Raw genomic sequence first — 24,096 nt, 5'->3', positions numbered from 1 at the left:
TCCGTTCGGCGTACGGTGACAAACCAGCACGAATATCCGTCCACCGTGGCCGGAGGGCAATCCTCCGGTCGGTTATCCCCATGCAGGTGGCTGATCTTGTATGGCTGGTCGCGGGTGCTGTCTCGGCGCCCGCTGAGAGCCCACCGGCCGGAGCGTCACCGGCGGCAGGCGGGTGCGGAAACGCCGAGGCCGGCCCGCGGAGGCACCGATCTCCGCCCGGATGCGGCGGCACGGGCGGGACCACCCGGTGAGCCCGCGTAGCGCGGACGGGACGGTCCACATGCGGCGGGACGATGTCACGCGTACCGGAAGAAGGGGTTGGACGGAACGCGGACCTCGCCCCGCCGTCGTGGCGGCGTGGGATCCCTCGGTGAGCCGCCGAAGGGTGATACCCCTTGTCGGTGATCGGCGGATATCCGGGAGGGTGGGCCCATGGTGGACGGACCGGACGGCGTGTGGCCGGCGGGGGATCCGGAGTTCGTCTACCGGCTGTTCGACGAGATGCCGCTGATGGTGATCGGGATGGAGGGGCCGCGGCATCGCATCAGGGCGCTGACCGGGATGTACCGGCGGTACATCGGCCGTGACGACGTGATCGGCGTGCCGTTGCTGGAGGTCTTCCCGGAACTGACCGGGCAGCGGGCGAGCGCGGTCTTCGACCGGGTCCTCGCCACCGGCCGATCGGAGTCGGTGCGCGACTTCCGGATCCACTACGACCATCCGGAGGCCGGGGAGCCGGTGGAGATCTTCCTCGACTTCGACACGACCGCCCGGCTGGGGCCGGACGGCGAGCCCGCCGGGGTGGTCGTGCACGTGCAGGATGTGACGGCACGGGTACGGGAACGCCAGGCCGTTCAGGCGCAGGCCGCCGAGGCCCAGCGCCGGTACGAACGGGCCCGTGACGTGGTCGGCGCGTTGCAGCGGGAGTTGCTGCCGGCCGGGCTGCCGGTGCTGCCCGGCGCCGAGGTGGCGGCCAGCTACCTGCTCGCCGACGAGGAGACCGCCGCGGGCGGGGACTGGTTCGACGTCGTGCCGCTGCCGGGCGGGCCGGTGGCGCTGGTCGTCGGTGACGTGGTCGGGCACGGGGTGCGGGCGTCCGCGGCGATGGGGCAGTTGCGGGCGGTGCTGCAGGATCGGCTGGCGGAGTCCGGTGACGTCCGGGCGGCGTTCGCGGCCGTGGACCGGATGGCGCGACGGGTGCCGGGCGCCCGTGCCGCGACCGTCTGCGTGGTGCTGCTCGATCCCGGGGACGGGACGTTGACGTGGTGTTCGGCGGGTCATCCGCCACCACTGGTCGCCGGCTCCGGTGGCGCCCGCTTCCTGCCGGTGTCCGGGGACGGGCCGCTGGGCGCCGGCGCCTCCTATCGGGTGATGCGTGACCGCCTGGAACCGGACGAGGTGGTCCTGCTCTACAGTGACGGCATCATCGAACGCCCCGGCCGGGAGCCGGCCGCCGCCACCGCCGAGCTGTCCCTGGTCGTCGGCGACGTGGTCGCCGGGCGCGGTTTCCACGGCGACACCCGGTCGTCGGCGGTGGAGAAGGCGTGCACGCAGACGCTGGAGCTGCTGGTCCGGCAGAGCGGGCATGCCGACGACATCACGCTGCTGGCCGCCCAGCGGCGCCGGGGCGTGCCGCGGCTGCGTCTGCGTACGACGGCGGAGGCGGCCGTCCGCGGTTGCCGTACCGCGGTGCAGGACTGGGTGTCGGCGCTGGAGGCCGGCGACGACGACCGGATGTCCCTCGTGCACGCCGCCGTGGAGCTGGTCACGAACGCCTACCAGCACGCCCGGCCGGATGCCGCGCACACCACGGTCACCGTCACCGCCGACCTGGACGAATCAGGCGAGGCCCGGCTCAGCGTCGCGGACGACGGCCGATGGCGGGAGCGGGCCCGGCCGGGCGACGACGACTTCCGCAGGGATCACGGGCTGGGGCTGTCCATGACCGCCGGTTTCGTCGACGACCTCACCGTCGACCGTCGCGACGACGGCACGACCGTCACCGTACGGCGGCGGCTCTCCCGCCCGGCGCGGCTGCTGACCGCCGACCGGATCGGCGCCGGGATGTCGCGCCCGGTCGCGGAGAAGGTCGCCGACCTGCTGCTGATCCTCGACCAGCCGCACGCGCCGGCCAGCCGGATCGCCGTGCACGGCCCGCTGGACTCGGACACCGCGCATCAGCTGCGCGCCGAACTGGACCGGCACACCCTCGGCGGTACGCACGAGCTGGTCGTCGACCTCACCGCGGTCACGCATCTGGCCAGCGCCGGCGTCGCCGAACTCCACCGCACCAACCCCGGCACGGACGGCGAACTCCGGTATCCGCTGCGGTTGTTCGCCCCGGCCGGAAGCACCGCACAGCACGTGCTCAGCCTGGTCGGCCTGCCGCACCTCACCCGCGACCCGCACCTCGGATGACGTCGATGAACAGCGGTTCCGGGGCCGGGCGGTGACCCATGCCGAACCGGTCGAATCCCACCCCCGCAGCGGGCGGTCCGCGTGCCGGAGCCGCCGCCGTACGGTCGTTGCGGCTGGCGCAGCAGGGCCTGATCGACGCGGAGATGCGGGCCAGCCGCCGGGCGCTGCTGGAGGTCTTCCGGCACCGGCTGCGTGCGGCGCCGGAGACGCTGACGGCCGAGGACTTCCTGCGGCTGGCCGACCGCCCGGTGGTGCTCACCGCGATCGTCATCGCCGCCTCCGCGCGAGCCGACGGCTGTGTCCTGTACACCGTGGACCCGGCCGGCGGAACGGCGCGGATCGTCCGTCATCGCGGGGTGACCGACGCGTTCGTCGAGCACGCCGGGTCGGCCGCGTCGCTGTGCGGGATCGTGCTGCGCACCGGCGGCCCGGTGCTGGTCGACGACGTCGCCGGCCACCCGGTCCTGGCGGGGCTCGACACGGTGACGCGCGCCGTTCACCACTATCCCCTGTACGCCGATCACGGCGGCCTGCTCGGCGTGCTGGGACTGCACCACGAGACCCCGGGCCGGCGGCCGGGCCAGGAACGTCTCGCCGAGGTCGCGGCCCGCGCCCTGGCGCACGTCACGGCGGTGGCCGGCCGGGACACGACCATCGACCTGGTCGTCTCCCGGACCGCCGGTGACCTGGTCACGCTCACCGTGCGGGGCACGGTGGACGTGCTCACCGCCGCCGATCTCACCGCCCTCGCCGAGCGGACGATCGCGACCCTGGCGCCCGGACAGGAGCTCGTCATCGACCTGAGCGGGATCGATCTGCTCGCGGTCGCCGGAGCACGCGCCGTGCTCGCCGCCATACGCCACTGCACGGCCCGGGGCGTGCGCGGCCACGTGCTGATCGATCCCGGTCACGACGGCGCGCGTACGCTGCTGGCCCTCGACGCCGCGACGCCGCTCGTGACCGCTCTCTCCGGACGGCTCCCGTCGCCGACGCCGGTGGGCGAGATCGGGGTCGTCTGACCGCCGGTCCCCGGTGTGCGCCCGGTCATGGCCGCGCCGGATCACGCACCGTTATGGTCACCGCCATGGTGGAAACCGCTGCGCTCCCGTTCGACGCCGTGCTCTTCGACTGCGACGGGGTGCTCGTCGACTCCGAACGCATCACCAACAGCGTCCTCCGGTCGATGCTGCACGAACTCGGCTGGCAGGTCTCCGAGGCCGACTGCTTCCGGCTGTTCGTCGGCCGGGCGCTGCGCGACGAGACCGCGGTGATCACCGCGCACACCGGCTTCACCGTGACCGACGCGTGGCTCGCCGACTTCCGCGAACGCCGCAACGACGCCCTCGTCCGCGACCTGCAGCCGATCCCCGGCGCGGTCGCCGCCGTCCACGAGATCGACCGGCAGTACCGAGGCAGCGTGGCCTGCGCCAGCGGCGCCGACCGCCACAAGGTCGAGTTGCAGCTGGCCAAGGCCGGCCTGGACGCGGTGTTCGACGGCAAGATCTTCAGCGGGATGGAGACGCCCCGCAGCAAGCCGGCCCCCGACGTCTACCTGGCCGCCGCGGCCGCCCTCGGCGTCGACCCGGCCCGCGCCGCCGTCATCGAGGACACCCCGACCGGCGTACGGGCCGGAGTGGCCGCCGGAGCCACCGTCTTCGGCTACTGCCCGCCGGGAAGCCCCGCCCACAACACCCCGCAGGTGCTGCTGGCCGCCGGCGCCACGCACACGTTCACCGACATGGCCGCCCTGCCCGCGTTGCTGACCCCGCTCACGCTCAGCCCGCACGCCAGTCGCCGGAGGTGAGGTGCGAGCCGGCCTGGGGGCCCATCAGCAGCATGCCGCCGTCGACCACCCACGAGGCGCCGGTGACATAGGCGGCCCCGGGCGAGGCGAGCATGCTGATCACCGCAGCGACCTCGTTGGCGTCTCCGGGCCGGCCGGCCGGGATGCCCGGGCGGGCCACCGTGTGCGGGTCGACATCCTCGTTACCGGTCATCGCCGTGGCGATCTCCCCGGGGGCGACCGCGTTCACGGTGATCCCGGCGGCCGCCAGCTCCTGGGCCAGCACCTTGGTGAGCAGTCCCAAACCGCCCTTCGCCGCGCAGTACGCGCCGGAACCGACCCGCGGGGCGTGCTCGTGCACGCTGGTGACATTGATGATGCGGCCGCCACGGCCGGCGGCGAGCATGCGGCGGGCGGCGCGCTGGGCGCAGAGGAACGGGCCGTCCAGATCGACGGCCAGGACCTCACGCCAGTCCTCCCAGCTGGTGTCCACGACCGGGGTGGCGATACCCGTGCCGGCGCAGTTGACCAGCACCCCCAGGCCGCCGAGAGCGTCGGCCAGGTCGTCGATGACGTCGGCGGCGCCCGGCAGCCCGACCAGATCCAGCCGGCGGACCTCACAGCGACGGCCGGCGTCGCGAACCTTGCCGGCCGTCTCCCGGGCGCCGGCGTCGTCGGAGCGGTACGTCACACCGACGTCGAAGCCGGCCTCGGCCAGGGCGACGGCGGTGGCCTCGCCGATGCCGGAGTCCGAGCCGGTGACGATCGCCACCCGGTCGTAGTCATGGAAGCGTTGCGGCATGCCGGGCCGGATACCCGCGACGGGGACCCGCACACCTCGGGGAGCCGTACTGACGAGTCGCCGCGCCGGATTCGTCATCGGGCTCGTGTTCGCCGGCACCGATCCGCGTTCGGCGATCCCCACCGTCCCGTCGTCCGTCGCGCCGTGAGCCGCGACGGAGCCACGTCACAGCAGAGTCGTCAGTGGGGTGTCGGGACCGACCGTCTCCAGGCCGAACTCGAACTCCTCCCGGACGTTCTCCACCGTGTCGTCGTGGCCCAGCACCTCGGGAACGTCGTTGCTGAGTTCGAACTGGTCGAGCAGGTCGTACGCCTCACCCAACGTCGTCGCGCCCATCTCGTACGCCCAGCGCAAGGTGTTCAGGGCACCGGCCGACGGGGCGAACTCCTCATCCCACGTGCTGCTCACGAGCCACATCCAACCACGGCCCGCGTCCGTGCCACAGCGGGTCAGCCGTCTCCGTACCATCCTGGCCATGGCATGCCGCGGAACGTACTTTGCGCTGACCGACGAGCAGGAGACCGCGCTCATGGCGACGCGCGACGACGCCGAGGTCCGCGCCTTCGTCGAGGAACTCGACATGGGCGACTGGGCGGGCGAGCCGCTGGACTGCGGAACCGACAAGGCGTGGGATGCCATCCACCGGTGCCTGAGCGACGGCACCCTCGGCTGCGGCAGGCGCCTGTCCCCACTCGACATGACGGTCCTCGGCGGCGGCCACCACCACGACGGCGACGACTACATCGTGGCGCACCTGCGGTCGTCTTCACCGTCGACCAGTGACCGAGGGATGTCCCCGTACCGTGCGCGCGCGGCTACACCATCTCGACGCGCCGGCTCTCCAGCCGGTAGAGCCCGCCGACGACGTCGATGCGGCGGGCGGTGAACGCCTCTCGTAGGTAGGCGGCTTGCCGGAGCGCGGCCACCGTCCGGCGGATGTGGTCGCGCGTGGCCTTGTCGAGGCTGTGGCCGGCCGATGCGGCCGCCGGTATCGCGGGGGTGATCTGGTCGATCAGGAACTGGCGGGCGCCGGCCGGCCGGCGTCCGGTGCGGACCGCCTCGTACGCGGCCGCCACCGCGCGGCAGTCGTCATGGCCGAGCACGACCACCAGCGGCACCCGCAGTTCGGTCACCGCGAACTCGACCGAACCCGTCACGGCGCGGTCCAGCACGTGGCCGGCGGACCGGACGACGCAGATCGCTCCGGCGCCCTGCCCGAACACCGTTTCCACCGGCACCCGGGCATCGATGCAGCCGACGACGACCGCGAAGGGCTGCGAGCCGCCGCCGGGCGGCGAGGTGTTCGCGATGAATCGGGCGTTGCCCGCGCGGAGCCGGGCCAGCGCCTCGACCGGGTCCGGCCGGCCGCGGTCCGGGGCCGCCGGTTGCGGCGGGATCGGCGCGGCTGTCGGATCGGAGAACAACCGTCCCGGTTCCACAGTTGGAGGATGACACGCCGGTCACCGGGTGGGAAGGCGGCCGCCACCCGGGCGGCCCGGATCGGCCGCGCTGGTTCATGATGGCCGACATGGCAGACGATGATCTCTGGTACGCGATGCCGGTGCTGGCCGGTCGTCTCGTGCGGCTCGAACCACTGACGATCGAACACGCCGCCGGGTACCTGGCCGCGACCGGTGCGCCGGAGCAGGCGGCGGAGATCTTCCGCTGGCAGAGCCCACCCGGCGCGGCTCTGGAGTATCCGGTCACGGTGCCGGACGCCGGCCGGCACATCACCGCGGCACTCGCCGCACGGGCCCGCGGCCGCCGGTTGCCGTACGCCCAGATAGAGGTCGCCAGTGGCCGGTTCGCCGGCACCACCTCGTTCGCCGAACCCGAGCCGAACCTGCGCACCGTGATGATCGGCTACTCGTGGCTCGGGCAACAATGGTGGCATTCCGGCATCAACGTCGAGGCGAAGCTGCTGATGCTGACCTTCGCTTTCGAAACCCTCGACGCGGTACGGGTGACGCTCGTCACCGACATCCGCAACGAGCGGGCGCAGGCCGCGATCGAACGCCTCGGCGCCCGCAAGGAGGGTGTGCTGCGCAAGCACCGGCGCCGCGCCGACGGTTCCTGGCGCGACACCGTCCTCTACGCGATCGTCGACGACGACTGGCCCGACATCCGGCAGCGGCTCGGCGCCCGGCTGGAGCGCCTGGCCGTCCCCTCGGCGAACGGCCGGTAGCGCGACGGGCTGTCACACCCGGACCGGGCGACGCCCACGCATTGTCAGGTTTCGATGTATTGTGGGAGCGCTCCCGTGCCGCGTCCGCCACTCTGCTCAAGGAGCCGACCATGTCGCGACGTCGTCGTCGCCCGGCCACCATGCTGGCCGCCCTGCTCGTTCTGGCCCTGTCCGCGATCCTGCCGGCGTCGGTGCCGGCGGCCGGCACTCCCCGCCGCGCCGTGCCACTCACCGAACTCACCGTGGCGACCGAACAGGTGGCCTCCGGTCTCCAGCGCCCGATCGCCATCACCGGGCTGCCCGACGGCCGGCTGCTGATCGCGGAGAAGAACGGCACCGTCCGCGCCTACCACCCCGACACCGGCCTGGCGGCCGAACCGGTGCTCGACCTGACCGCCCGCATCGACTCCTCCGACAACGAACGAGGCCTGCTCGGCATCACCCCCGCGCCGAACTTCGCACGAACCGGCATCCTCTACGTGGCCTACACCAGCCTGCCGGCCGGCGCGCTCACCCTGGCCCGGCTGCCCATCAGCGCCCCCGAACGCCTCCAGGTGCTGCTCACCCAGGAGCACGCCGAGTACGGCAACCACAACGGCGGACAGGTCGCGTTCGGCCGCGACGGCTACCTCTACTGGTCCACCGGCGACGGCGGCCACGCCAACGACCCGTTCAAGGCCGGTCAGGACCTCGGCACCCTCCTCGGCAAGATCGTGCGGATCGACGTCAACCGCGCCTGCGGGGCGAAGCCCTACTGCGTGCCCGCCACCAACCCCTTCGTCCGTACGCCGGGCGCGCGGCCGGAGATCTGGCTCTACGGGCTGCGCAACCCGTGGCGGTTCTCCGTCGACCCGGTCGACAACTCGCTGTGGATCGGCGACGTCGGCCAGGGCCTGGTCGAAGAGGTCAACCACATCCGCCCCTGGCAGGGCGGGGCGAACCTCGGCTGGTCCTGCAAGGAGGGCACCCCGGTGTTCGACGCGGAGCAGTGCCGGCCCGGCGTCCGGTACGTCGACCCGGTCTTCGAGTACGAACACTTCCTCACCGAGAGCTGCTCGGTGATCGGCGGCGTGGTCTACCGAGGGACCCGGACCCCCGAAGCCTGGGGCACCTACGTCGCGAGCGACTACTGCGCGCCCCGCGTCTACGCCATCCGGCCCCGGAACGACGGCACCTACGAGACCGCCACGATCGGAAACCTCCCCACCCAGCCGACCGCGATCGGCACCGACGCGCGCGGCGAACTCTACGTGCTCAGCGACTACCCGGGATGGCTGAGCCGGGTCCGGTTCGAGGTGGCTCCGCCGGCCTGACGTGAGTGATCCGCCCGCCTCACCGGGAGCCGGTGAGGCGGGCCACCGACCGGCCGACCTGACGGCGGCTGGTCGGGCAGCGTGCCGCGCTGGGCAAGCCGTCGCAGGTCAGCTCGCGGGCAGGCGACTCATCGCGACCTTCACCCTCGCGAGCACCGTCTTCGTCACGATGCCGGACAGCTCGCCGAGTGCTCGGGTGGGCCCGGGGCCGGAGCGGGTCGCCAGGATCTCCACGGCGGCGGCCGTTGTCTGCGGCGCGCGGGGGCCGCTCGATCCGGCTGTGATCGCCACCTGGCAGAGCAGCGCGGTCGCCTCGTCGGACGGGTCTCGTGACAGCGTCCACGCCAGGCCGCGGAGCAGCTGGTCGGTCCCGGCGGTGACCCGGCCCCGGTACCCCGAAAAGCAGGTCAGCACCGCGGGGACGATCGGCGCCACGGTGGCCCTGGACAGCCACGCCTTCGACGGGATCACGCTCTTCAGTGACAGGGCGTGCCGCAGCGCCCGTTCGACGCCTGGCTCGGACATCTCCGGGAGGCTTTCGCTGGCGAGTTCGCCGAACGGATCGTGCCAGGGCAGCAGGTCCAGCGGCAGTTCGCCGGTGGCCCGGGCGAAGGCCGTGCCGTACAGCTCGCCGAGCTTCGCGCGGACCCTGCTCGGGGTGCTCTGTTCGGTGATGAAGGCGTCGAACACCGCTTCCAGCACGGGCCCGAAGCCGTCGAGCTCCGCGTCGGTCAGCGATGTCGCGATCAGGCCGGGCAGGATGAAGCCGGCGCCGTCGAACTGCCCGTAACCGTCGGCGGTCCGCAGTGCCCACGCCAACTCGGATCGCGTCCAGCTGATCCCGTCGGTCAGGGCCGGAATGTCGCGCACCGGGCCGTCGCTCGGCGCGTACTTCCACCACTCGGTGACGGCTTTCCTGTGCATCCACATGACCATCTGCCGCCGAAGGCCGGCAGGCCACGCCCGGATGGCACGTTTCGCCTCGGGCGATCGGTAGGCCAGGGCGGTCTCGGCGGCCTCCACCGCGTCGGCCACCCCGACCGTCGCCGGATCGGGCAGCGGCGTGTCCCGGGTGAAGCCGTTGGCCACCCGCCTTCTCGGCGGCGCGACAAGATCGGCCGGCTCGTCGCCGGGCTCAGGAAGCAGTTCCGTCCATCCCATGCCGGGATCATGCACCGCCCGTACGACAAATAGCTGACTTCGGGCCCGAGCGCTTCCTCCCGTAGATCGAACCGATCAGGATCCATGGGTGCGGCGTACCGAGGCGCGCACCGGCTACCGGATGTCGGCGACGACCATGCCGGTCTGTCCGAGGGGAACCCGGGCGGTGACCTCTCCGGTAGGGCTGAGGAAGCCGGTCGGGCCGAGCCCGATCCGGTCGGGATCGCGTTCGCCGGTGACGTCGGCGGAGGCCAGCCACATGCCGGTCTCGCGGGCCCGGCAGGCGCGGATCTCGTGGTGCCGGTCCTGCCACCAGACCGCCTTCTCGCGGCGCATCATGTTCTGCGCCGGCACCAGCAGCACGCTCGCTCCGCCGGCGGCCACGGCGGCCGCCGCTTCCGGGAACCGGGTGTCGTAGCAGATGTTGATTCCGAAGCGGACGCCTCCGACCTGGAAGACCGGATAGTCGTCCCCGCGGGTGAAGACCGATTCGCCGCTGGTCAGGAACGTCTTGCGGTAGCGGCCCACGACCCGGCCGCCGTCGATGACCACCGCGGTGTTGTAGTAGCGCGGACCGTCGCGCTCGATCATGCCGATGACCAGTGCCGGCCGGAGTTCCTCCAACCTGGCCAGCACCGAGCCGAACGCCGCGGACCCGATCTCGAACGCCTGCCCGTGGACGTGCTCCTCGGTCACCAGGTAGCCCTGCAGGAAGCATTCCGGGAACAGCAGAAGGTCGACGGCCCGTTCAGCGAAACGCCGGACCACCGTCACCGCGGCGTCCACGTCCCCGAGGATCTCCGGAGTCTGGCAAGTCCCGATGCGCATCACTCGATGGTACGAGGTCAGCCCGCGGGCAGCCGCACCTCGAACGTGCAGCCGCGCCCGGCGTTGCGGACGCCGACGTGTCCACCGTGGGCCTCCACGAGGCCGCGGACGATCGCCAGCCCGAGACCGCCGCCGCCGGAGACGGCCACCGCCGGGGTGCGGGCGCGTTCGCCGCGGAACGCGACGTCGAACACCCGGTCGAGGTCGCCTTCGGGGATGCCGCCGCAGGTGTCGGAAACGGCCAGCCACACCTGGTCGCGATCCTGCCCGGCGGCGATGTGCACGGTGCCGTCCTCGGGCGTGTACCGGACCGAGTTGATCAGCAGGTTGCTGACGATCCGGGCGATCTCCCGCTCACCGGCCCGGACGTTCGGCCAGCCGCTGTCGGCGGCGAGGAGCTGGATGCGGCGGCGGGCGGCGAGCGGCGCGACGCCGGCGAGCGCGTCGGAAACCACCTCACCCAACGGTACGGTGATCGGCATCAGCCGCAGCGCTCCGGCGTTGATCCGGGACAGCTCGAACAGGTCGTCGACGAGCTGGGCCATGCGGTCGGTCTCCACCCGGATCCGGCGGTGGTACTCGTCGACGGTGAGCCGATCGCTGATGATGCCGTCCTCGAGGGCTTCGGCCATCGCCCGAAGCCCGGCCAGCGGCGTCCGCAGGTCGTGCGAAACCCAGGCGACGAGCTCACGCCGGCCGGCCTCCAGTCGCCGTTCGCGTTCCCGGGCGGCTTGCGCCCAGACCGCGGAGGCGGCCAGACGGCGCCCGAAGACGCCCCCGACAGCCAGGCTGATCACCGCCGACGCGCTCACCGTGACGAGCACGACCCACAGGTCGTGCGGCGACAGGAACATGGCCCGCGCGACGGTGGCGACACCGGCGACCACGGCGAGCACCGTGACCGCCAGCAGAACCATGACATGAACCAGGATCGAGCGCCCGCGCAGCAGCCGGAGCGCGCCGGCGCCGGCCAGCCCGACGACGCCGCCGGCGATGAGCGAGTACAGCCCGATGAGCAGGGTGTCCTTCATCGGCCGGTGCTCGCGTCGAGGGGGTCGTAGCGGTATCCGACGCCCCAGACGGTGCGGATGCGCCGCGGAGCGGCCGGGTCCTTCTCCACCTTTTCGCGGAGGCGGCGGACGTGGACGGTGACGGTCGACTGGTCGCCGAACTGCCACCCCCACACCCGGTCCAGCAGGTCGCCGCGTGACCAGGCGCGCCCCGGGTGGCGCAGGAGGAAGACCAGCAGGTCGAACTCGCGGACGGTCAGCGACAGCGGCGTGCCCTCGTACGTCGCCGTGCGGCGGGCCGTGTCCACGGTCAGTTCCGCGTCGGTGAGGGTCCCGGAGGCGGCCGGCGGCGCGGCGGCGCGGCGCAGCACCGACTGGATGCGCAGCACCAGCTCGCGGGGCGAGAACGGTTTGGTGACGTAGTCGTCGGCGCCGACCTCGAGCCCGAGCACGCGGTCGGCCTCGTCGCCGAGCGCGGTGAGCATGATGACCGGCAGGTGCGGCAGCCGGTGCCGGATCCGGCGGCACACCTCGAGGCCGTCGACGCCGGGCATCATCAGGTCGAGGACCACGAGGTCCGGCTGCCGGGCGGCGACGGCCGCGAGCCCGTCGGCCCCGTCGGCGGCCAGCGTGACCTCGCAGCCGGCCTGTTCGAGGTAGCGGCGTACCACGTCGCTGACGGTCGGGTCGTCGTCGACGACCAGCACCCGGTGTCCCATTCCGGCCACGCTACCGAGCCGCGGTCCACCTGCGCCCGCGCCGGGTCTTTCGGATTCCTTACGGCGCCATCCACCGCTGACGGTCCGGGAGCGGATCGGGCCGCACGGTGGCGAGTTCTTACCGAACGATGACGTACCCGTCGCGCCTTGACCGTTCGGCTCGCGACGGCGCGTACCGGACGGCGACGTGAGATCACCAGAGCCTCGGCTCCGAGACATCGAGGAGATTGTCGTGAAACGCAGAAACGGCCGGCCCGCGTTCGCCCTGGCGGCGGCGGTGCTGGCGGCAACCGGCGCGCTGACCGTCACGTTCGTCTCCAGCGGCGGCCAGGGCACCGCGGACGCCGGGACCGCGGCCACCGCCCGGTTCGTGCCGATCCAGGACGTACGGCCGAACGTCCGTACCCCGAGACCCGGCGCGGCCGCGTCCACCGGCCGGTTCACGGTGGACTGCGGCACCAACGGCAACGGCAAGTTCAGCCCGGACAACCCGGTGGCGCAGCCCGGCATCAAGAACGGCGCCGAGCACGTGCACGACTTCGTCGGCAACCTGGCCATCACCGCCGACTCCTCCGACGCCGACCTGGACGCCTCCGGCACCACGTGCCGCAATGGCGACAGGTCGTCGTACTTCTGGCCGGTCGTGCGCATCGACCGCACCGCCCGCGACGACGGCCGGGTTCAGCGGGCCCTGGCGCAGACGCGCCCGATGGTCGTCTGCCCGTCGGTCGCGGAGCGGCTGCCCGCCGTCCCCGCCGCCGTCCGCGCGACCGTCGACCGTCTCCTGGCCGAACTCGACCGGCTGAACGCCGCCGCCAACGTGCGGATGGCCGCCGGCCGCGGCCGCATCGACAGCACCCTCGACAAGCAGGTCCTGGACGCGCTCCGGGACCGGCGCGCCACCACGATCCGCGGCATCAGCGCCACGATCACCGCTGCCGGCGGTGACCGTCCGAGCCTGGTCTCCCTGGTCGACTGCGACGTCAGCTACGACGGCATGCACGCCGGGATGCACGGCCCCGCCCACGCCGGCGCCGCCCGGGTCGCGAACCCGCGGATCCAATGTCCCACCGTCCGCGACAGACTGCCCGGCGTGCCGCGGCGAGCCGTCGCCGAGGTCGACCGGAGCCTCGACGAGCTCGACCGTCAGATCTCCGAGGCCGGCGAGCGCCTCGTCACCAGCCGTGGCCAGGGTGGTGCGGCGTTCGTCGACAACGCCATCCTCGGCCCACTGCGGGCCGAACGCGCCGCGGTGCTCGACCGGATCGCCGTCGCCATCGGCCGGCAGGGACCCCGCCCGCAGGGCCTGGAAGCACTCGCCACCTGCACCCTCGACCGCACGCCGGCGCCCAGCACACCGCCGGCCGCGCCCTCCGCCCCCGCCGCCCTGCCCGAGCCGCAGGGCCCGAACTTCGAACTTCCGGGCAACAACGGCGGCATCGTACGTCCGGCGAAGGTGCTCATCGAATATCGCGGCAACGCGGCCGGTCCGGTCGTACCGATGCCGAGGTTCTTGCGGGCTCTCACCGGTGACGCCAAACCCACCAGCCGCGGCCCGGCCAACGCCCGCGCCAGCTGGACCTGCTCCGGTTTCACCGACCGGATCTCCGACAGGTACCCCATCTGCCCGGCCGGCCGCCAGGTGCAGCGTGTGCACGACTTCCCCGGCTGCTGGGACGGCAAGAACATCGACAGCGACAACCACCGCAACCACGTCGCCTTCGCCGACCGGACCACCGGCGCCTGCCCGCGCGGCTTCGTCGCCATCCCGCAGCTGAGGATCACCATCTCCTACGACATCCCCCGCGAGGTGCAGATCAGGGGACAGTACGCCCTGGACAGCTTCCCCGAGGAGAACCACAACCCGTTCTCCGACCACGACGACTTCATCAACGTCAACTCCACGCGGACCATGAACCGCATCACCGCCTGCATCAACCGCGGCAGGAACTGCTCCTGAGCCGCCACGCGCCCGGTCCGACGTGACCGGGCGCGGTCAGGGCGCCGGTAGCGCGAGCACCGCCACGGCGGCGGCGGTGACGAACCGCTTCTCCGGTTCGGTGAGGCGGCGGTTGCCGTCGTCGCTGTCGTCCAGCCCCTGGTGCTGGGGCGGCCCGATGACGCTGGCGAAGATGAGGCCCATGGCGCAGCGCCCGCGCAGGGCGTCGCTGTCGTCGGTCCCGCTCAGGATCTGCGCCAGTTCGGTGAACGGGGCGCCCGCACCGCGTCCTTCCAGCTTGCTGCGGCTGACCGCGGGGTCGCTGGACAGCGACCGCACCAGGGGGGCGTTGGCGTCCAGCAGGTCGACGAGTTCCCGGACCAGTTCGGCGCGGACCGTGCCGGCGTCGCGGACGTCCTCGACGAAGGCGCGCAGCCCGTTCAGCAGCGGCGCCACGATCGCGTGCAGCAGGTCTTCTTTCGAGGTGAAGTGGTAGTACAGCGCCCCTTTGGTCATGCCCAGGCGCTCACTGATGTCCCGGATCGACGTGCCCGCGTAGCCCCGCTCGACGAACAGTGCGGTCGTTTCATCGAGGATGCGCCGGCGGGTCTGTTCCGCGTCGCTGCCGACGGTGCGAGCCAATGTCCGTCCCTCTCTTTCCTGTGACGTGCCCCATCGTCTCAGCCGGCTCTCAGGGGCCGGGACCTACTGTCGCCCTGAACAATACCGGCCGTTCAATTAAATCGAGGGCGTTGGAGGATCTTCCATGGCATCCCTGCTGTACCGGCTCGGCAAGACCGCCTACCGGCGATGGCCCCTGGTGCTGGTCGCCTGGCTGGTCGCCCTGATCGGGGTCGGCACGGTCGCCGCCACCATGTCGCAGCCGATGTCGGACCAGTTCTCCATCCCCGGCATCCCGTCGGAGAAGGCCACCGACCTGCAACAGCAGCTGTTCCCCGGCTCGGGCAGCGCCATCGACGAGGCAAGCGTCTCGATCGTCGTGGCCGCGCCCGAGGGCCGCAAGCTCGCCGACCAACCGTACGCGGGCCGGATCTCCGCCCTGCTCACCGAGCTGACGTCGGTGCCGCAGATGCCGGCCGAGCCGCCGGCCGGCCCGGTCGAGACGGCCGCCGGCATGAAGCAGCGGATCGTCGACATGGCCGTGCAGGGCGCGCAGGCCTCCGGCGGTGACGTCGCCGCCGCCCGCGCGGCCGCGGAGAAGAACGCCGCCGCCCTGTCGCCGCTGTCACCGGACGGCCGGGTCGGCACCATCGAGTTCGCGTTCGACGTCGCCACCCCCACCGACGTCGAAGCCGCGACGCGCGAGCGGGTCCTCGAGGTGATCGGGCACGCCCGCGGCGACGGCCTGCAGGTGGAGGTCTCCGGATCCGGCATGGAGGGCGGCGAACCCGGCGAGGAGGGTGGCGTCAGTGTCGAGCTGATCGGTGTCGGCGTCGCCCTGATCGTGCTGGCGTTCACCTTCGGATCACTGGTCGCCGCCGGGCTGCCCATCCTGACCGCCGGCGTCGGCGTCGCCCTCGGCGTCACCGGCATCACCGCCATGACCGCCTTCGCGGACCTGGACTCCAGCACCCCGCTGCTGGCCACCATGATCGGCCTGGGCGTCGGCATCGACTACGCCCTGTTCATCCTCGCCCGCTACCGCAACGAACTCGAACACACCGACGACCGCGTCGAGGCGATCGGCATCGCGGTCGGCACCGCCGGCTCCGCGGTCGTCTTCGCCGGCCTCACCGTCGTCATCGCGCTCGCCGCGCTCAGCCTCACCGGGGTGCCGTTCCTGGCCGCCATGGGCTGGGGCGCCGCCGCCACCGTCGTCATCGCCGTCCTGGTCGCGCTCACCCTGCTCCCGGCGGTGCTGGGCATCCTCAAGTCCAAGGCGTTCGCCGGCCGGTTCCGCCGCTACGCCCCGGCCCGCGACGCCTCCGGAAAGATCGACAACGCGGGCGTACGGTGGGCGCGTCTCGTCGGCCGCGCCCCGGCCGTGTTCGCCCTGCTGGTGGTCGTGGTCCTCGGGGCCGTCGCGATCCCGTCGTCCCGGCTGCACCTGGCCTTCCCGTCGGACTCCACCGCGCCGGCCGACACCACCCAGCGCAAGGCCGCCGACCTGATCAACGACGCCTTCGGTGCGGGCCGGCTCGCCCCGATGCTGACCGTCGTCGACGGCCGCGGCGTCGCCGAGCAGGACCGGCCCGCCGCCTACCAGCAGGTCGTCGCCTGGGCGGCCGGGCACGCCGAAGTCGCCAACGCTCAGCTCGCCGGCATGAACGAGACCGGCACCGGCGCGCTCATCCTGATCACCCCGAAACACGGGCCGGAGGACACCGCGACCGAGGGCCTGCTCGACGACCTGCGCGACACCCAGGCCGGCATCGAGAAGTCCACCGGCGCCAGCATCGGCATCACCGGCCTGACCGCGATCCAGACCGACGTGTCCCAGCGGCTCTCCGACGCCCTGCCGCTCTACCTCGGCGTCGTCATCGGCCTGGCGTTCCTGATCCTGATGGTCGTCTTCCGGTCCATCCTGGTGCCGCTGACCGCCACCCTCGGCTTCCTGCTGTCGGTCGGGGCCACCCTCGGCGCGACCGTCCTGTTCTTCCAGGAGGGCGTGTTCGGGCTCTTCCCCGGCCAGCCGATCATCAGCTTCATCCCGATCTTCCTGATCGGCCTGGTCTTCGGCCTCGCCATGGACTACCAGGTCTTCCTGGTCACCCGCATCCGTGAGGCGCACATCCACGGCGCCTCCTACCGGGAGGCCGTCGTCGACGGGTTCCGCAACAGCGCCCGCGTCGTCACCGCCGCCGCACTGATCATGACCGCGGTCTTCAGCGGGTTCATGTTCATGGGCGAGCCGATCATCCAGTCGATGGGCTTCGCCCTCTCCGCCGCCGTCCTGTTCGACGCCTTCGTCGTACGCATGTGCCTGATCCCCGCCCTGATGTATCTGATGGGCGAGCGGGCCTGGTGGATGCCGAAGTGGCTGGACCGCATCCTGCCGAACATCGACGTCGAGGGCGAGAGCCTCGACCGGCCGCACCTGGCCGGCCACTACCGCGACATCGAGCAGGAGATCGGCACCGAACCCGAGCCCGTCCGGGCCTCGTGAAAGGACCACGGCAGATGAGCGCGTTCACCATCGCCGCCCAGATGGGTGGGAAGATCACCGGGGCACGGCGTACCCGTGTCGAGGCTTCCCCGCAGTTCGCCGGCGGCCGGTTCCGCAACAGCGTGCCGACCAGCACCGCCATCAAGCTGGCCGACATCCCGAAAGCCGCCGCCGGAGCGCTGACCGGCCCGGCCCGGCGCCGTCCACACCAGCCGGTCCCGCTGGTCGCCGCGCCCGCCACCGGCGCCGACGGCCTGCACGTCACCTGGTACGGCCACTCCACCGTGCTGGTCGAGATCGAAGGGCACCGGATCCTGCTGGACCCGGTGTGGAGCGACCGCTGCTCACCGTCCGCGCTGGCCGGCCCCAAGCGGCTGCACCAGCCGCCGGTCCCGCTGCACGAGCTGCCCGCCGTGGACGCCGTGGTGATCTCCCACGACCACTACGACCATCTCGACATGGCGACCGTCCAGGCCCTCGCCGGCCGGCAGCCGGCGCTGGTGTTCGTGGTGCCGCTCGGGGTGGGCGCCCACCTGGAACGCTGGGGTGTTCCGGAGACCCGCGTCGTCGAACTGGACTGGCACGAGTCGACCCACGTCGGTGCCGTCGAGCTGATCGCCACCCCGGCACGGCACTTCTCCGGCCGCGGCTTCAGCCGCGACGAGACCCTCTGGGCCAGCTGGGTGATCAAGGGCCCGACCCGCCGGGCGTTCTACTCCGGCGACACCGGCTATTTCGACGGCTTCGCCGGGATCGGCGAGCGGCACGGCCCGTTCGACGTGACGATGGTGCAGATCGGCGCGTACGGCGACGCCTGGGCCGACATCCACATGGTGCCCGAGGACGGCGTCGCCACCCACCTCGACGTCCGCGGGCGCCTGATGATCCCGGTGCACTGGGCGACCTTCACCCTGGCGCCGCACCCCTGGGCGGAGCCCGCCGACCGCACCTGGCGTGAGGCCAAGGCCCGCGACGTCGCCCTGGCGGTCCCGCGGCCGGGGGAGCGGGTCGACGTGGACGACCCGCCGGAGATCGACGCCTGGTGGCAGCAGATCGCCTGACGCCGGCCAGGTCGCCACATCCTGAGAGTCACCTGTGGCGACCTGGCCGTACGCGAGCCGGCCCGCCTACCGTTGCGCGGCCGCCACGGGAAGGAACCGCGTGATCGTCTTCGTCCTCATCGCGTCCATGATCGCCGGATTGATCCACTTCTACCTGTGGCGGCGGCTGGTGCGCGACACCACCACGTCCCCCCGGTGGCGGCGGGCGGGAGCGGTGACGATCGGCGGCGCCCTGGCGATCCTGGTGGCCACCCTGTCCCTCGGCGACCGCCTGCCGGCCGGCCTGCGGTGGCTGACCCTGCCCGGCTTCGTGTGGCTGGCGCTGATGTTCTACCTGCTCATCATGCTGTGGCTGCTGGAGGTGCCGGTGCTCGTCGCCCGCCGGATCCGGGCGAAACGAGCAGTGCCCGTCCCGGCCGGCGACGCTCCCGGGCAGAAACCGGACGTCGATCACGACCCGGACCGGCGTCTGCTGCTGCGCCGGGGAGCCGCCATCACGGCCGGGGCCGTCGCCGTGAGCGTCACCGGGTTCGGCATGACCCGCGCCTACCGGCCGCCGTCCATCAAGCGGTACGACATCCCGATGGCCCGCCTGGCCCGCCGCGCCGACGGCTTGCGGGTCGCCGTGCTGGCCGACCTGCACGTCGGACCACTGCTCGGCACCGGCCAGGTGGAGCGGATGGTCGAGATCGTCAACGGTCTCGACGCCGACGTGGTCGCCGTGGTGGGTGACGTGGTCACCTCCGAACCCGGCCGGGTGCGCGACTCGTTGCTGCCGCTGACCGGGATGCGCGGCCGGCACGGGGTCTTCTACGTGACCGGCAACCACGAGTACTACGTCGGCGCCGAGAACTGGACGGAGGCGGCCGCCGAACTCGACCTGCGGGTGCTGCGCAACGAACGGGTCGAGATCGCCCACGGCGGCGGGGCCATCGATCTCGCCGGCGTCAACGACATCACCGGCGCCCAGTACGCCGATCCGCCGGACTACGCGAAGACGCTGGCCGGCCGGGACCCCGGCCGGCCGGTGGTGCTGATGGCACACCAGCCGGTCGCCGTGCACGACGCCGCCCCGTACGGGGTGGACCTGCAACTGTCCGGTCACACCCACGGCGGTCAGATGTTCCCGTTCGACTATCTAGTCGGGTTGCAGCAGCCGGTGGTGTCCGGGTTCGGCGAGGTGGACGGCACACCGGTCTACGTCACCAACGGCGCCGGCTTCTGGGGGCCGCCGGTGCGGGTGGGCGCCGACCCCGACATCACCCTGCTGACCCTCCGCTCCACCGCATAGACAACGGCTCGTGTGACGATCACAGGCGTGTGCCGTTGACGACCAGTGCCACCTCGATGTTCCCGCGGGTGGCACCCGAGTACGGGCACACCTGGTGTGCCGCCGCCACCAGGTCGGCCGCCTGCTGACCGGTGACCGACGGCAGCGAGATCCGGAGCTCGACCGCCAGGGTGAAACGGCCGCCGTCGCCCGGGATCAGGGAGACCGACGCGTCGATGCCCGCGTCGTCCGCCGTGAGCCCGCCACGCTGCCCGACCAGAGCGAGCGTCGTGGCGAAACAGGCGGCGTAGCCGATCGCGAAGAGCTGCTCCGGGTTGGCGCCCGCGCCGTCTCCGCCCAGTTCCTTGGGCTGCCGCAGGGTCAGTTCCAGCTGTCCGTCCGATGTGCGCCCGTGGCCGTTGCGGCCTCCCGCGACGTGCGCCTGAGCCGTGTACAACGCTGTGCTCATTCCCGATCCCTCCATCGTCGTTACCTGTTCCAGAAGCTGACACTTCAAAAACGAGAAGTCAAGGGATAAGGTCATCGGGTACGCCGCAGCCGCGCCGCCCAAGGAGGACCTCGATGGCCACGTTCGTCCTCGTTCACGGCGCCTGGCACGGCCCCTGGGCCTGGGAGCGGATCGTTCCGCTGCTGCACGCCGCCGGGATGCGCACGCTCACGCCGGATCTCAGCGCCGCCGGAGACCACGGACTCCACGATCACGCCGGGACGGTGGCCGCCGCTGTCGACGCCGTCACGGCGTACGGGAAGGAGATCGTCCTTGTCGGGCACAGCTATGCCGGCCTGGTCGTGCGGGAGGCCGCCGACGCGCGACCCGATGCGGTCGGCCACATCGTCCTCGTGGACGGCTGGGCCGGCCCCGACGGCTCCAGCCTGTTCAGCCTGGCCCCGGACACGTTCGTCGCGGCGGTCCGCGCGAGCGCCGAGACCCGGGGCGGCGGCGACCGGATCCCCGCACCGCCTCCGGCCGCCTTCGGCGTCGCGGACCCGGACACCGCCGCCGGCCTGGCCGCCCGCCTGCGCCCGCAGCCCCTGCGCACGTTCACCGAGCCGACCCGCCTGACCGGGGCCGTCGACCGCATCGCCGGGACAGCCGTCTACTGCCGGCCGCAGACCTACCCGTTCGACCGGTTCGGCGCGGCCGTCGGATACCGGACGCGGCCGCTCGACGGTCCGCACGACGTGATGCTCACCCACCCGGAGCCGCTCGCCCGGATGCTGCTGGACGCCTGTTCCTTCAAGAACGGGAAGCGTGAAGTTTAGAATCGTGAAGTGGAGCAGCGAACGTACAGCCAGTACTGCGCGACCGCGCGCACCCTGGACCTTGTCGGCGAACGCTGGACGCTGCTGCTGATCCGCGAGCTGCTGACCGGGCCCAAACGATTCGGCGATCTCCAGGCCGGCCTGCGCGGCCTCGGCACCGGACTGCTCGCCGCCCGGCTGAAACACCTCGAACGCGAAGGACTCGCCCACAAGATCACCCTGCCGCCGCCGGCCCGCACCCCGGCGTACGCGCTCACCGAAGCCGGCGCGGAACTCGCCGCACCGATCCTGGCGCTGGCCCGGTGGGGTATGAAGTGGGCCATGGGGGACCGGCTCGCGACCGAGACGTTCCATCCCGGCTGGGCGGTGCTCGGCCTGCGGGCCTGCTTCGACGCCGGCGCCGCCGCCGGACTCCACGCGGTCTACGAGTTCCGCATCGACGGCGAGCCCTTCCACGCCCGCGTCGCCGACGGAACCATCGAGGCGCTGCACGGGCCCGCGCAGAACCCGGACGCCGTCGTCACCATCACCGAGGACGCGTTCCTGCGCGTGACCGGGCAGGGTCTTCCCCTCGCCGGCGCCGTCGAGAGCGGCGCCGCGTCGGTGTCCGGCGACGGCGAGGCCCTGCGCCGGCTGCCCCGCCTGTTCCGGTTGCCGTCTCCGCGTAACCGTTCCCAGGAAGCGCCGGGGGCCCACCCGTAGCGGTTTCCGTGCACGTTCTTCGGGTACGCGTGACGGACCGAAAGCGCGATGCGTGATCCGAAACGCCACGGCCCGGGTGACGGCATTGTTAGCCTGAGGATGAATCGGGCATAGGCGACAAGGGAGTCTCATGGCCAGGTACCAGGTCGGCTACTTCATCGGCAGCCTCTCCTCCACCTCCGTCAACCGCGAACTGTCCCAGGCCCTGATCCGCCTGGCGCCCGGCGACCTGGACTTCGAGGAGATCCCGATCCGGGATCTGCCGCTCTACAGCCCCGACTACGACGCCGCCTACCCGCCCGAGGCGGTCGCGTTCAAGGACGCCATCCACCGCTCCCAGGCCATCCTGTTCATCACACCCGAATACAACCGCTCCATCCCCGGAGCGCTGAAGAACGCCATCGACTGGGCGTCGCGCCCCTGGGGCCAGAACGCCTTCGACCACGTTCCGACCGCGGTGATCGGCGCGTCCATCGGCGACATCCGCACCGCGCTCGCCCAGCAGAGCCTGCGCGCCGTGCTCAGCTTCTGCAACGCCCGGCAGATGACCGCACCCGAGGCGTACATCAAGTACAGCCCCGAACTCTTCCCCGGCGACGGCGTGGTCACCGACAAGTCCACCGAGGAGTTCCTCACCGCGTTCATGGCGGAGTTCCGCGAACACATCGCACGGGTGCTGACCGTGCTGCCCCGCGGCGCTTAGCCGTTCGGCAGCAGCGGGCGCATGAAGGTGCGATCGAAACGCAGCACACAGCCGGACTCCGCACGGATCCGGTCGGCGGCGACGAACTCGGGATCCACCCCGAAAAGAGCGCGATAACGCTCGTACGCGGCCAGGCTCTCGAAGCTGAACAGCGCCTCGGCCCGGTCGCTCGCCCCCTCGGCCGGCAGAAAGTATCCGTGATGAATGCCGCCGTGGGCGGCGACCAGCCGCATCCACTCACGGGCGAAGCGCTCGAACGCCTCGATCTTCGACGGGTCGATCGTGTAATGCAGAACGCAGGTGATCACCGCACCATCCTACGGAGACGCTCAGCACGAGGTGCCTACGCGTAGACGGACCAGCGGACGTCGTCGTGGATGCGGTCGAGTTGCCCGCTTGGATCATGATGAATGGATGAATCTGCGCCGTCCGGTCAGCTCCCGCGTGCTCGCGGCGGTTTTGGCGGCTTCGATGGCGGGATTCGCCGGCTATCTGGTGAGCCTGCAGTTCACCGTCGGCGGCTCGGTGTCCGGGCGGCTCTTCACCGGGGCGATGTCACTGGTCGGCCTGCTGATGGTGGTCGGCCTTCTCTCGTACGCGGTGCAGCGGTTCCAGGTCGGCGTCGACCGGGACGGCTGGCGGGTGCGGATCGGCCGGTACCGGCGTGACCTGCGGTGGGCCGAGATCTCGGCGGTGGTGATCGAAAACCGGGAGATCCAGGGGCGGGGCCGCCGGATGGTTGCCGCGCTTTACCTGGTGCCGGAAGCGGGCGTCAGCCTGGACGCTCCGGGCGACATGCGAGCCACCGTGGACGGACGGCCGGCGGTGCGGCTGTTCGACCTGATCGATCCGAAGATCGAGGAGCAGCAGTTCGTCCGCGACCTCGCGAGCCTGGCCGGTGACCGCCTGGAGGTCCGGGTTCCCCGCCTCAGCGTGGTGCTGCTGAGCGAGACCCTCCGGGAACGGCTGTACGGCGGGCGGGCTCTCCCCGCGTTCCCGCCCGGCGCGGAAGGCGTGCGGACCCAGCGCTGGCTGAACCGGCGGCGCCTCCTGCTGTTCGCCGGTTGGTACCTGTTCGCCGTCCTGCCCGTGTTGCTGCTCACCGCTGTCGCGGCCGGGTGGCACGAGTTGCTCGGCGCCGCGGCCGCCGTGCTGGGCCTGCTGGCGGTCGTTGCCGCGTACGCCGCATTCGTCACGATGTTCAGTCGTGCCGCCGATCTCGTCGACACCGCGTCGATGCTCTCCGGCACGGAAATGGTGCAGGTGATCGGCGACCGCACCCACCGCTACGACCTGCACGGCGGCACCGTGGTCGTGCTGCCGCCGGGGGCGAAACGGGGCTACGGCAAGGCGTCGCTGCTCGGTTTCCCGCACGTCGTGCTGCTGCTCGGCGATCCGCGGACCGGACGGCTCCGCGGCCACGACGACCTGCTCGCCCTGTCGGCGGTGCTGCGCGAGTCACCACATGAGGCCGACCGGGTCGCGGCGCGCGACATCGACAGCCTCGCCGTGCGGCCCCAGGTCGGCGACCCGATGGAGCCGGGCGACGCCGGCAACGCCCGCCTGTGGATGGCGCTGACCAAGGCCGGCCGCATCCTGGCCTGGGCCGTCGTCGTGGGCTCGGTCATGCTGACCGGTGGCTGGATGCTGGAGAGCACGCGGTATCTGGGCGGCGCGGTGCTCTTCATGAGCGTGCCTCTGGCCACGCTGTGGGCGGCCTACGCGCTGTACCGGACACTCGCGCTGCTCGGCGCGGCGTGGCAGGTGGTCCGGAGGAATCACTGATCGTCC

24 protein-coding genes are annotated in these 24,096 nt (G+C 72.0%); 14 read left to right on the top strand and 10 right to left on the bottom strand.

Annotated features, from left to right (window positions below; all coding sequences use genetic code 11):
- Nucleotides 1-432 precede the first annotated feature (432 nt).
- From J5X75_RS14200 to J5X75_RS14190, 3 genes are all read left to right on the top strand, one after another.
- Nucleotides 433-2,418, top strand: a complete 1,986-nt coding sequence (locus J5X75_RS14200; RefSeq protein WP_208467830.1) for a SpoIIE family protein phosphatase — start codon at nt 433-435, stop codon at nt 2,416-2,418.
- A gap of 38 nt (nt 2,419-2,456) precedes the next feature.
- Nucleotides 2,457-3,437 (top strand): STAS domain-containing protein, encoded by a 981-nt coding sequence (locus J5X75_RS14195; RefSeq protein WP_208467829.1) that lies wholly within the window; start codon nt 2,457-2,459, stop codon nt 3,435-3,437.
- 65 nt (nt 3,438-3,502) lie between these two features.
- On the top strand, nt 3,503-4,222 hold the full coding sequence (locus J5X75_RS14190) for an HAD family hydrolase (RefSeq protein WP_208467828.1): 720 nt from the start codon (nt 3,503-3,505) through the stop codon (nt 4,220-4,222).
- Here J5X75_RS14190 and J5X75_RS14185 read toward each other — a convergent pair.
- Both J5X75_RS14185 and J5X75_RS14180 read right to left on the bottom strand, forming a co-directional pair.
- On the bottom strand, nt 4,194-5,003 hold the full coding sequence (locus J5X75_RS14185) for an SDR family oxidoreductase (protein ID WP_208467827.1): 810 nt from the start codon (nt 5,001-5,003) through the stop codon (nt 4,194-4,196). The two genes, J5X75_RS14190 and J5X75_RS14185, sit on opposite strands and share 29 nt — an antisense overlap.
- Nucleotides 5,004-5,168: 165 nt before the next feature.
- Nucleotides 5,169-5,420: a hypothetical protein gene (locus tag J5X75_RS14180; protein WP_208467826.1), complete on the bottom strand. Its 252-nt coding sequence runs from the start codon at nt 5,418-5,420 to the stop codon at nt 5,169-5,171.
- 58 nt (nt 5,421-5,478) lie between these two features.
- On the opposite strand from J5X75_RS14180, the gene J5X75_RS14175 reads away from it, so the two are divergent.
- Nucleotides 5,479-5,889: a DUF1877 family protein gene (locus J5X75_RS14175; RefSeq protein WP_208467825.1), complete on the top strand. Its 411-nt coding sequence runs from the start codon at nt 5,479-5,481 to the stop codon at nt 5,887-5,889.
- Here J5X75_RS14175 and J5X75_RS14170 read toward each other — a convergent pair.
- Nucleotides 5,819-6,442 carry a carbonic anhydrase gene (locus tag J5X75_RS14170; RefSeq protein ID WP_307798073.1) on the bottom strand — a complete coding sequence of 208 codons (624 nt, stop codon included), beginning with the start codon at nt 6,440-6,442 and terminating at the stop codon, nt 5,819-5,821. The genes J5X75_RS14175 and J5X75_RS14170 overlap by 71 nt on opposite strands.
- 89 nt (nt 6,443-6,531) lie before the next feature.
- Here J5X75_RS14170 and J5X75_RS14165 point away from each other — a divergent pair, with 89 nt between their 5' ends.
- Nucleotides 6,532-7,188 (top strand): GNAT family N-acetyltransferase, encoded by a 657-nt coding sequence (locus tag J5X75_RS14165; RefSeq protein WP_238487939.1) that lies wholly within the window; start codon nt 6,532-6,534, stop codon nt 7,186-7,188.
- A gap of 110 nt (nt 7,189-7,298) precedes the next feature.
- The gene (locus tag J5X75_RS14160) at nt 7,299-8,501 is read left to right on the top strand and encodes a PQQ-dependent sugar dehydrogenase (RefSeq protein ID WP_208467824.1); all 1,203 of its coding nucleotides are present in this window, start codon (nt 7,299-7,301) and stop codon (nt 8,499-8,501) included.
- 108 nt (nt 8,502-8,609) lie between these two features.
- On the opposite strand, the gene J5X75_RS14155 is transcribed toward J5X75_RS14160, so the two are convergent.
- The 4 genes from J5X75_RS14155 to J5X75_RS14140 all read right to left on the bottom strand — a co-directional run bounded on the left by J5X75_RS14155 (nt 8,610) and on the right by J5X75_RS14140 (nt 12,219).
- Nucleotides 8,610-9,662 carry a hypothetical protein gene (locus J5X75_RS14155; protein ID WP_208467823.1) on the bottom strand — a complete coding sequence of 351 codons (1,053 nt, stop codon included), beginning with the start codon at nt 9,660-9,662 and terminating at the stop codon, nt 8,610-8,612.
- 114 nt (nt 9,663-9,776) lie between these two features.
- A complete protein-coding gene (locus J5X75_RS14150; RefSeq protein ID WP_208467822.1) occupies nt 9,777-10,490 on the bottom strand; it encodes a carbon-nitrogen hydrolase family protein in 714 nt (237 codons plus the stop codon).
- 17 nt (nt 10,491-10,507) lie between these two features.
- Nucleotides 10,508-11,521 (bottom strand): sensor histidine kinase, encoded by a 1,014-nt coding sequence (locus J5X75_RS14145; RefSeq protein WP_208467821.1) that lies wholly within the window; start codon nt 11,519-11,521, stop codon nt 10,508-10,510.
- On the bottom strand, nt 11,518-12,219 hold the full coding sequence (locus J5X75_RS14140; RefSeq protein WP_208467820.1) for a response regulator transcription factor: 702 nt from the start codon (nt 12,217-12,219) through the stop codon (nt 11,518-11,520). The genes J5X75_RS14145 and J5X75_RS14140 overlap by 4 nt, the downstream gene beginning before the upstream one ends.
- 232 nt (nt 12,220-12,451) lie before the next feature.
- On the opposite strand from J5X75_RS14140, the gene J5X75_RS14135 reads away from it, so the two are divergent.
- Complete coding sequence (locus J5X75_RS14135; RefSeq protein WP_307798072.1) at nt 12,452-14,179, top strand: DUF1996 domain-containing protein; 1,728 nt, start codon at nt 12,452-12,454, stop codon at nt 14,177-14,179.
- 36 nt (nt 14,180-14,215) lie between these two features.
- On the opposite strand, the gene J5X75_RS14130 is transcribed toward J5X75_RS14135, so the two are convergent.
- Nucleotides 14,216-14,800, bottom strand: a complete 585-nt coding sequence (locus J5X75_RS14130; RefSeq protein WP_208467819.1) for a TetR family transcriptional regulator — start codon at nt 14,798-14,800, stop codon at nt 14,216-14,218.
- A 124-nt stretch (nt 14,801-14,924) separates the two neighbouring features.
- Here J5X75_RS14130 and J5X75_RS14125 point away from each other — a divergent pair, with 124 nt between their 5' ends.
- From J5X75_RS14125 to J5X75_RS14115, 3 genes are all read left to right on the top strand, one after another.
- On the top strand, nt 14,925-17,285 hold the full coding sequence (locus tag J5X75_RS14125; protein ID WP_208467818.1) for an MMPL family transporter: 2,361 nt from the start codon (nt 14,925-14,927) through the stop codon (nt 17,283-17,285).
- 14 nt (nt 17,286-17,299) lie between these two features.
- Complete coding sequence (locus J5X75_RS14120; RefSeq protein WP_238487937.1) at nt 17,300-18,346, top strand: MBL fold metallo-hydrolase; 1,047 nt, start codon at nt 17,300-17,302, stop codon at nt 18,344-18,346.
- A gap of 127 nt (nt 18,347-18,473) precedes the next feature.
- The gene (locus tag J5X75_RS14115; protein ID WP_208468004.1) at nt 18,474-19,637 is read left to right on the top strand and encodes a metallophosphoesterase; all 1,164 of its coding nucleotides are present in this window, start codon (nt 18,474-18,476) and stop codon (nt 19,635-19,637) included.
- A gap of 19 nt (nt 19,638-19,656) precedes the next feature.
- Here the strand turns inward: J5X75_RS14115 and J5X75_RS14110 are convergent, their stop codons facing one another.
- Complete coding sequence (locus tag J5X75_RS14110) at nt 19,657-20,085, bottom strand: organic hydroperoxide resistance protein (protein WP_208467817.1); 429 nt, start codon at nt 20,083-20,085, stop codon at nt 19,657-19,659.
- A 113-nt stretch (nt 20,086-20,198) separates the two neighbouring features.
- Here J5X75_RS14110 and J5X75_RS14105 point away from each other — a divergent pair, with 113 nt between their 5' ends.
- The 3 genes from J5X75_RS14105 to J5X75_RS14095 all read left to right on the top strand — a co-directional run bounded on the left by J5X75_RS14105 (nt 20,199) and on the right by J5X75_RS14095 (nt 22,305).
- Nucleotides 20,199-20,900 carry an alpha/beta hydrolase gene (locus J5X75_RS14105; protein ID WP_208467816.1) on the top strand — a complete coding sequence of 234 codons (702 nt, stop codon included), beginning with the start codon at nt 20,199-20,201 and terminating at the stop codon, nt 20,898-20,900.
- Between the two features lie 9 nt (nt 20,901-20,909).
- Nucleotides 20,910-21,602 (top strand): winged helix-turn-helix transcriptional regulator, encoded by a 693-nt coding sequence (locus tag J5X75_RS14100; RefSeq protein ID WP_208467815.1) that lies wholly within the window; start codon nt 20,910-20,912, stop codon nt 21,600-21,602.
- A gap of 130 nt (nt 21,603-21,732) precedes the next feature.
- The gene (locus J5X75_RS14095; RefSeq protein ID WP_208467814.1) at nt 21,733-22,305 is read left to right on the top strand and encodes an NADPH-dependent FMN reductase; all 573 of its coding nucleotides are present in this window, start codon (nt 21,733-21,735) and stop codon (nt 22,303-22,305) included.
- Here the strand turns inward: J5X75_RS14095 and J5X75_RS14090 are convergent.
- On the bottom strand, nt 22,302-22,613 hold the full coding sequence (locus tag J5X75_RS14090) for an NIPSNAP family protein (RefSeq protein WP_208467813.1): 312 nt from the start codon (nt 22,611-22,613) through the stop codon (nt 22,302-22,304). The two genes, J5X75_RS14095 and J5X75_RS14090, sit on opposite strands and share 4 nt — an antisense overlap.
- Before the next feature lie 106 nt (nt 22,614-22,719).
- Here J5X75_RS14090 and J5X75_RS14085 point away from each other — a divergent pair, with 106 nt between their 5' ends.
- A complete protein-coding gene (locus J5X75_RS14085) occupies nt 22,720-24,090 on the top strand; it encodes a hypothetical protein (protein ID WP_238487935.1) in 1,371 nt (456 codons plus the stop codon).
- Nucleotides 24,091-24,096 lie beyond the last annotated feature (6 nt).

The sequence above is a fragment of the Actinoplanes flavus genome (assembly GCF_017592555.1).
Lineage (GTDB): Bacteria > Actinomycetota > Actinomycetes > Mycobacteriales > Micromonosporaceae > Actinoplanes > Actinoplanes flavus.
The sequence above is the reverse complement of the archived record's forward strand: the minus strand, read 5'-3'. Positions and strand labels throughout refer to the sequence as shown.

Bases quoted from the DNA above. Each gene is read 5' to 3' on its own strand.
- J5X75_RS14120 (WP_238487937.1), top strand. From the start codon at position 17,300: ATGAGCGCGTTCACCATCGCCGCCCAGATGGGTGGGAAGATCACCGGG.
- J5X75_RS14105 (WP_208467816.1), top strand. From the start codon at position 20,199: ATGGCCACGTTCGTCCTCGTTCACGGCGCCTGGCACGGCCCCTGGGCC.
- J5X75_RS14160 (WP_208467824.1), top strand. From the start codon at position 7,299: ATGTCGCGACGTCGTCGTCGCCCGGCCACCATGCTGGCCGCCCTGCTC.
- J5X75_RS14190 (WP_208467828.1), top strand. From the start codon at position 3,503: ATGGTGGAAACCGCTGCGCTCCCGTTCGACGCCGTGCTCTTCGACTGC.
- J5X75_RS14115 (WP_208468004.1), top strand. From the start codon at position 18,474: ATGATCGCCGGATTGATCCACTTCTACCTGTGGCGGCGGCTGGTGCGC.
- J5X75_RS14165 (WP_238487939.1), top strand. From the start codon at position 6,532: ATGGCAGACGATGATCTCTGGTACGCGATGCCGGTGCTGGCCGGTCGT.
- J5X75_RS14200 (WP_208467830.1), top strand. From the start codon at position 433: ATGGTGGACGGACCGGACGGCGTGTGGCCGGCGGGGGATCCGGAGTTC.
- J5X75_RS14155 (WP_208467823.1), bottom strand. From the start codon at position 9,662: ATGGGATGGACGGAACTGCTTCCTGAGCCCGGCGACGAGCCGGCCGAT.
- J5X75_RS14140 (WP_208467820.1), bottom strand. From the start codon at position 12,219: ATGGGACACCGGGTGCTGGTCGTCGACGACGACCCGACCGTCAGCGAC.
- J5X75_RS14150 (WP_208467822.1), bottom strand. From the start codon at position 10,490: ATGCGCATCGGGACTTGCCAGACTCCGGAGATCCTCGGGGACGTGGAC.
- J5X75_RS14175 (WP_208467825.1), top strand. From the start codon at position 5,479: ATGGCATGCCGCGGAACGTACTTTGCGCTGACCGACGAGCAGGAGACC.
- J5X75_RS14180 (WP_208467826.1), bottom strand. From the start codon at position 5,420: ATGTGGCTCGTGAGCAGCACGTGGGATGAGGAGTTCGCCCCGTCGGCC.
- J5X75_RS14195 (WP_208467829.1), top strand. From the start codon at position 2,457: ATGCCGAACCGGTCGAATCCCACCCCCGCAGCGGGCGGTCCGCGTGCC.
- J5X75_RS14185 (WP_208467827.1), bottom strand. From the start codon at position 5,003: ATGCCGCAACGCTTCCATGACTACGACCGGGTGGCGATCGTCACCGGC.
- J5X75_RS14125 (WP_208467818.1), top strand. From the start codon at position 14,925: ATGGCATCCCTGCTGTACCGGCTCGGCAAGACCGCCTACCGGCGATGG.
- J5X75_RS14085 (WP_238487935.1), top strand. From the start codon at position 22,720: ATGAATCTGCGCCGTCCGGTCAGCTCCCGCGTGCTCGCGGCGGTTTTG.
- J5X75_RS14095 (WP_208467814.1), top strand. From the start codon at position 21,733: ATGGCCAGGTACCAGGTCGGCTACTTCATCGGCAGCCTCTCCTCCACC.
- J5X75_RS14110 (WP_208467817.1), bottom strand. From the start codon at position 20,085: ATGAGCACAGCGTTGTACACGGCTCAGGCGCACGTCGCGGGAGGCCGC.
- J5X75_RS14145 (WP_208467821.1), bottom strand. From the start codon at position 11,521: ATGAAGGACACCCTGCTCATCGGGCTGTACTCGCTCATCGCCGGCGGC.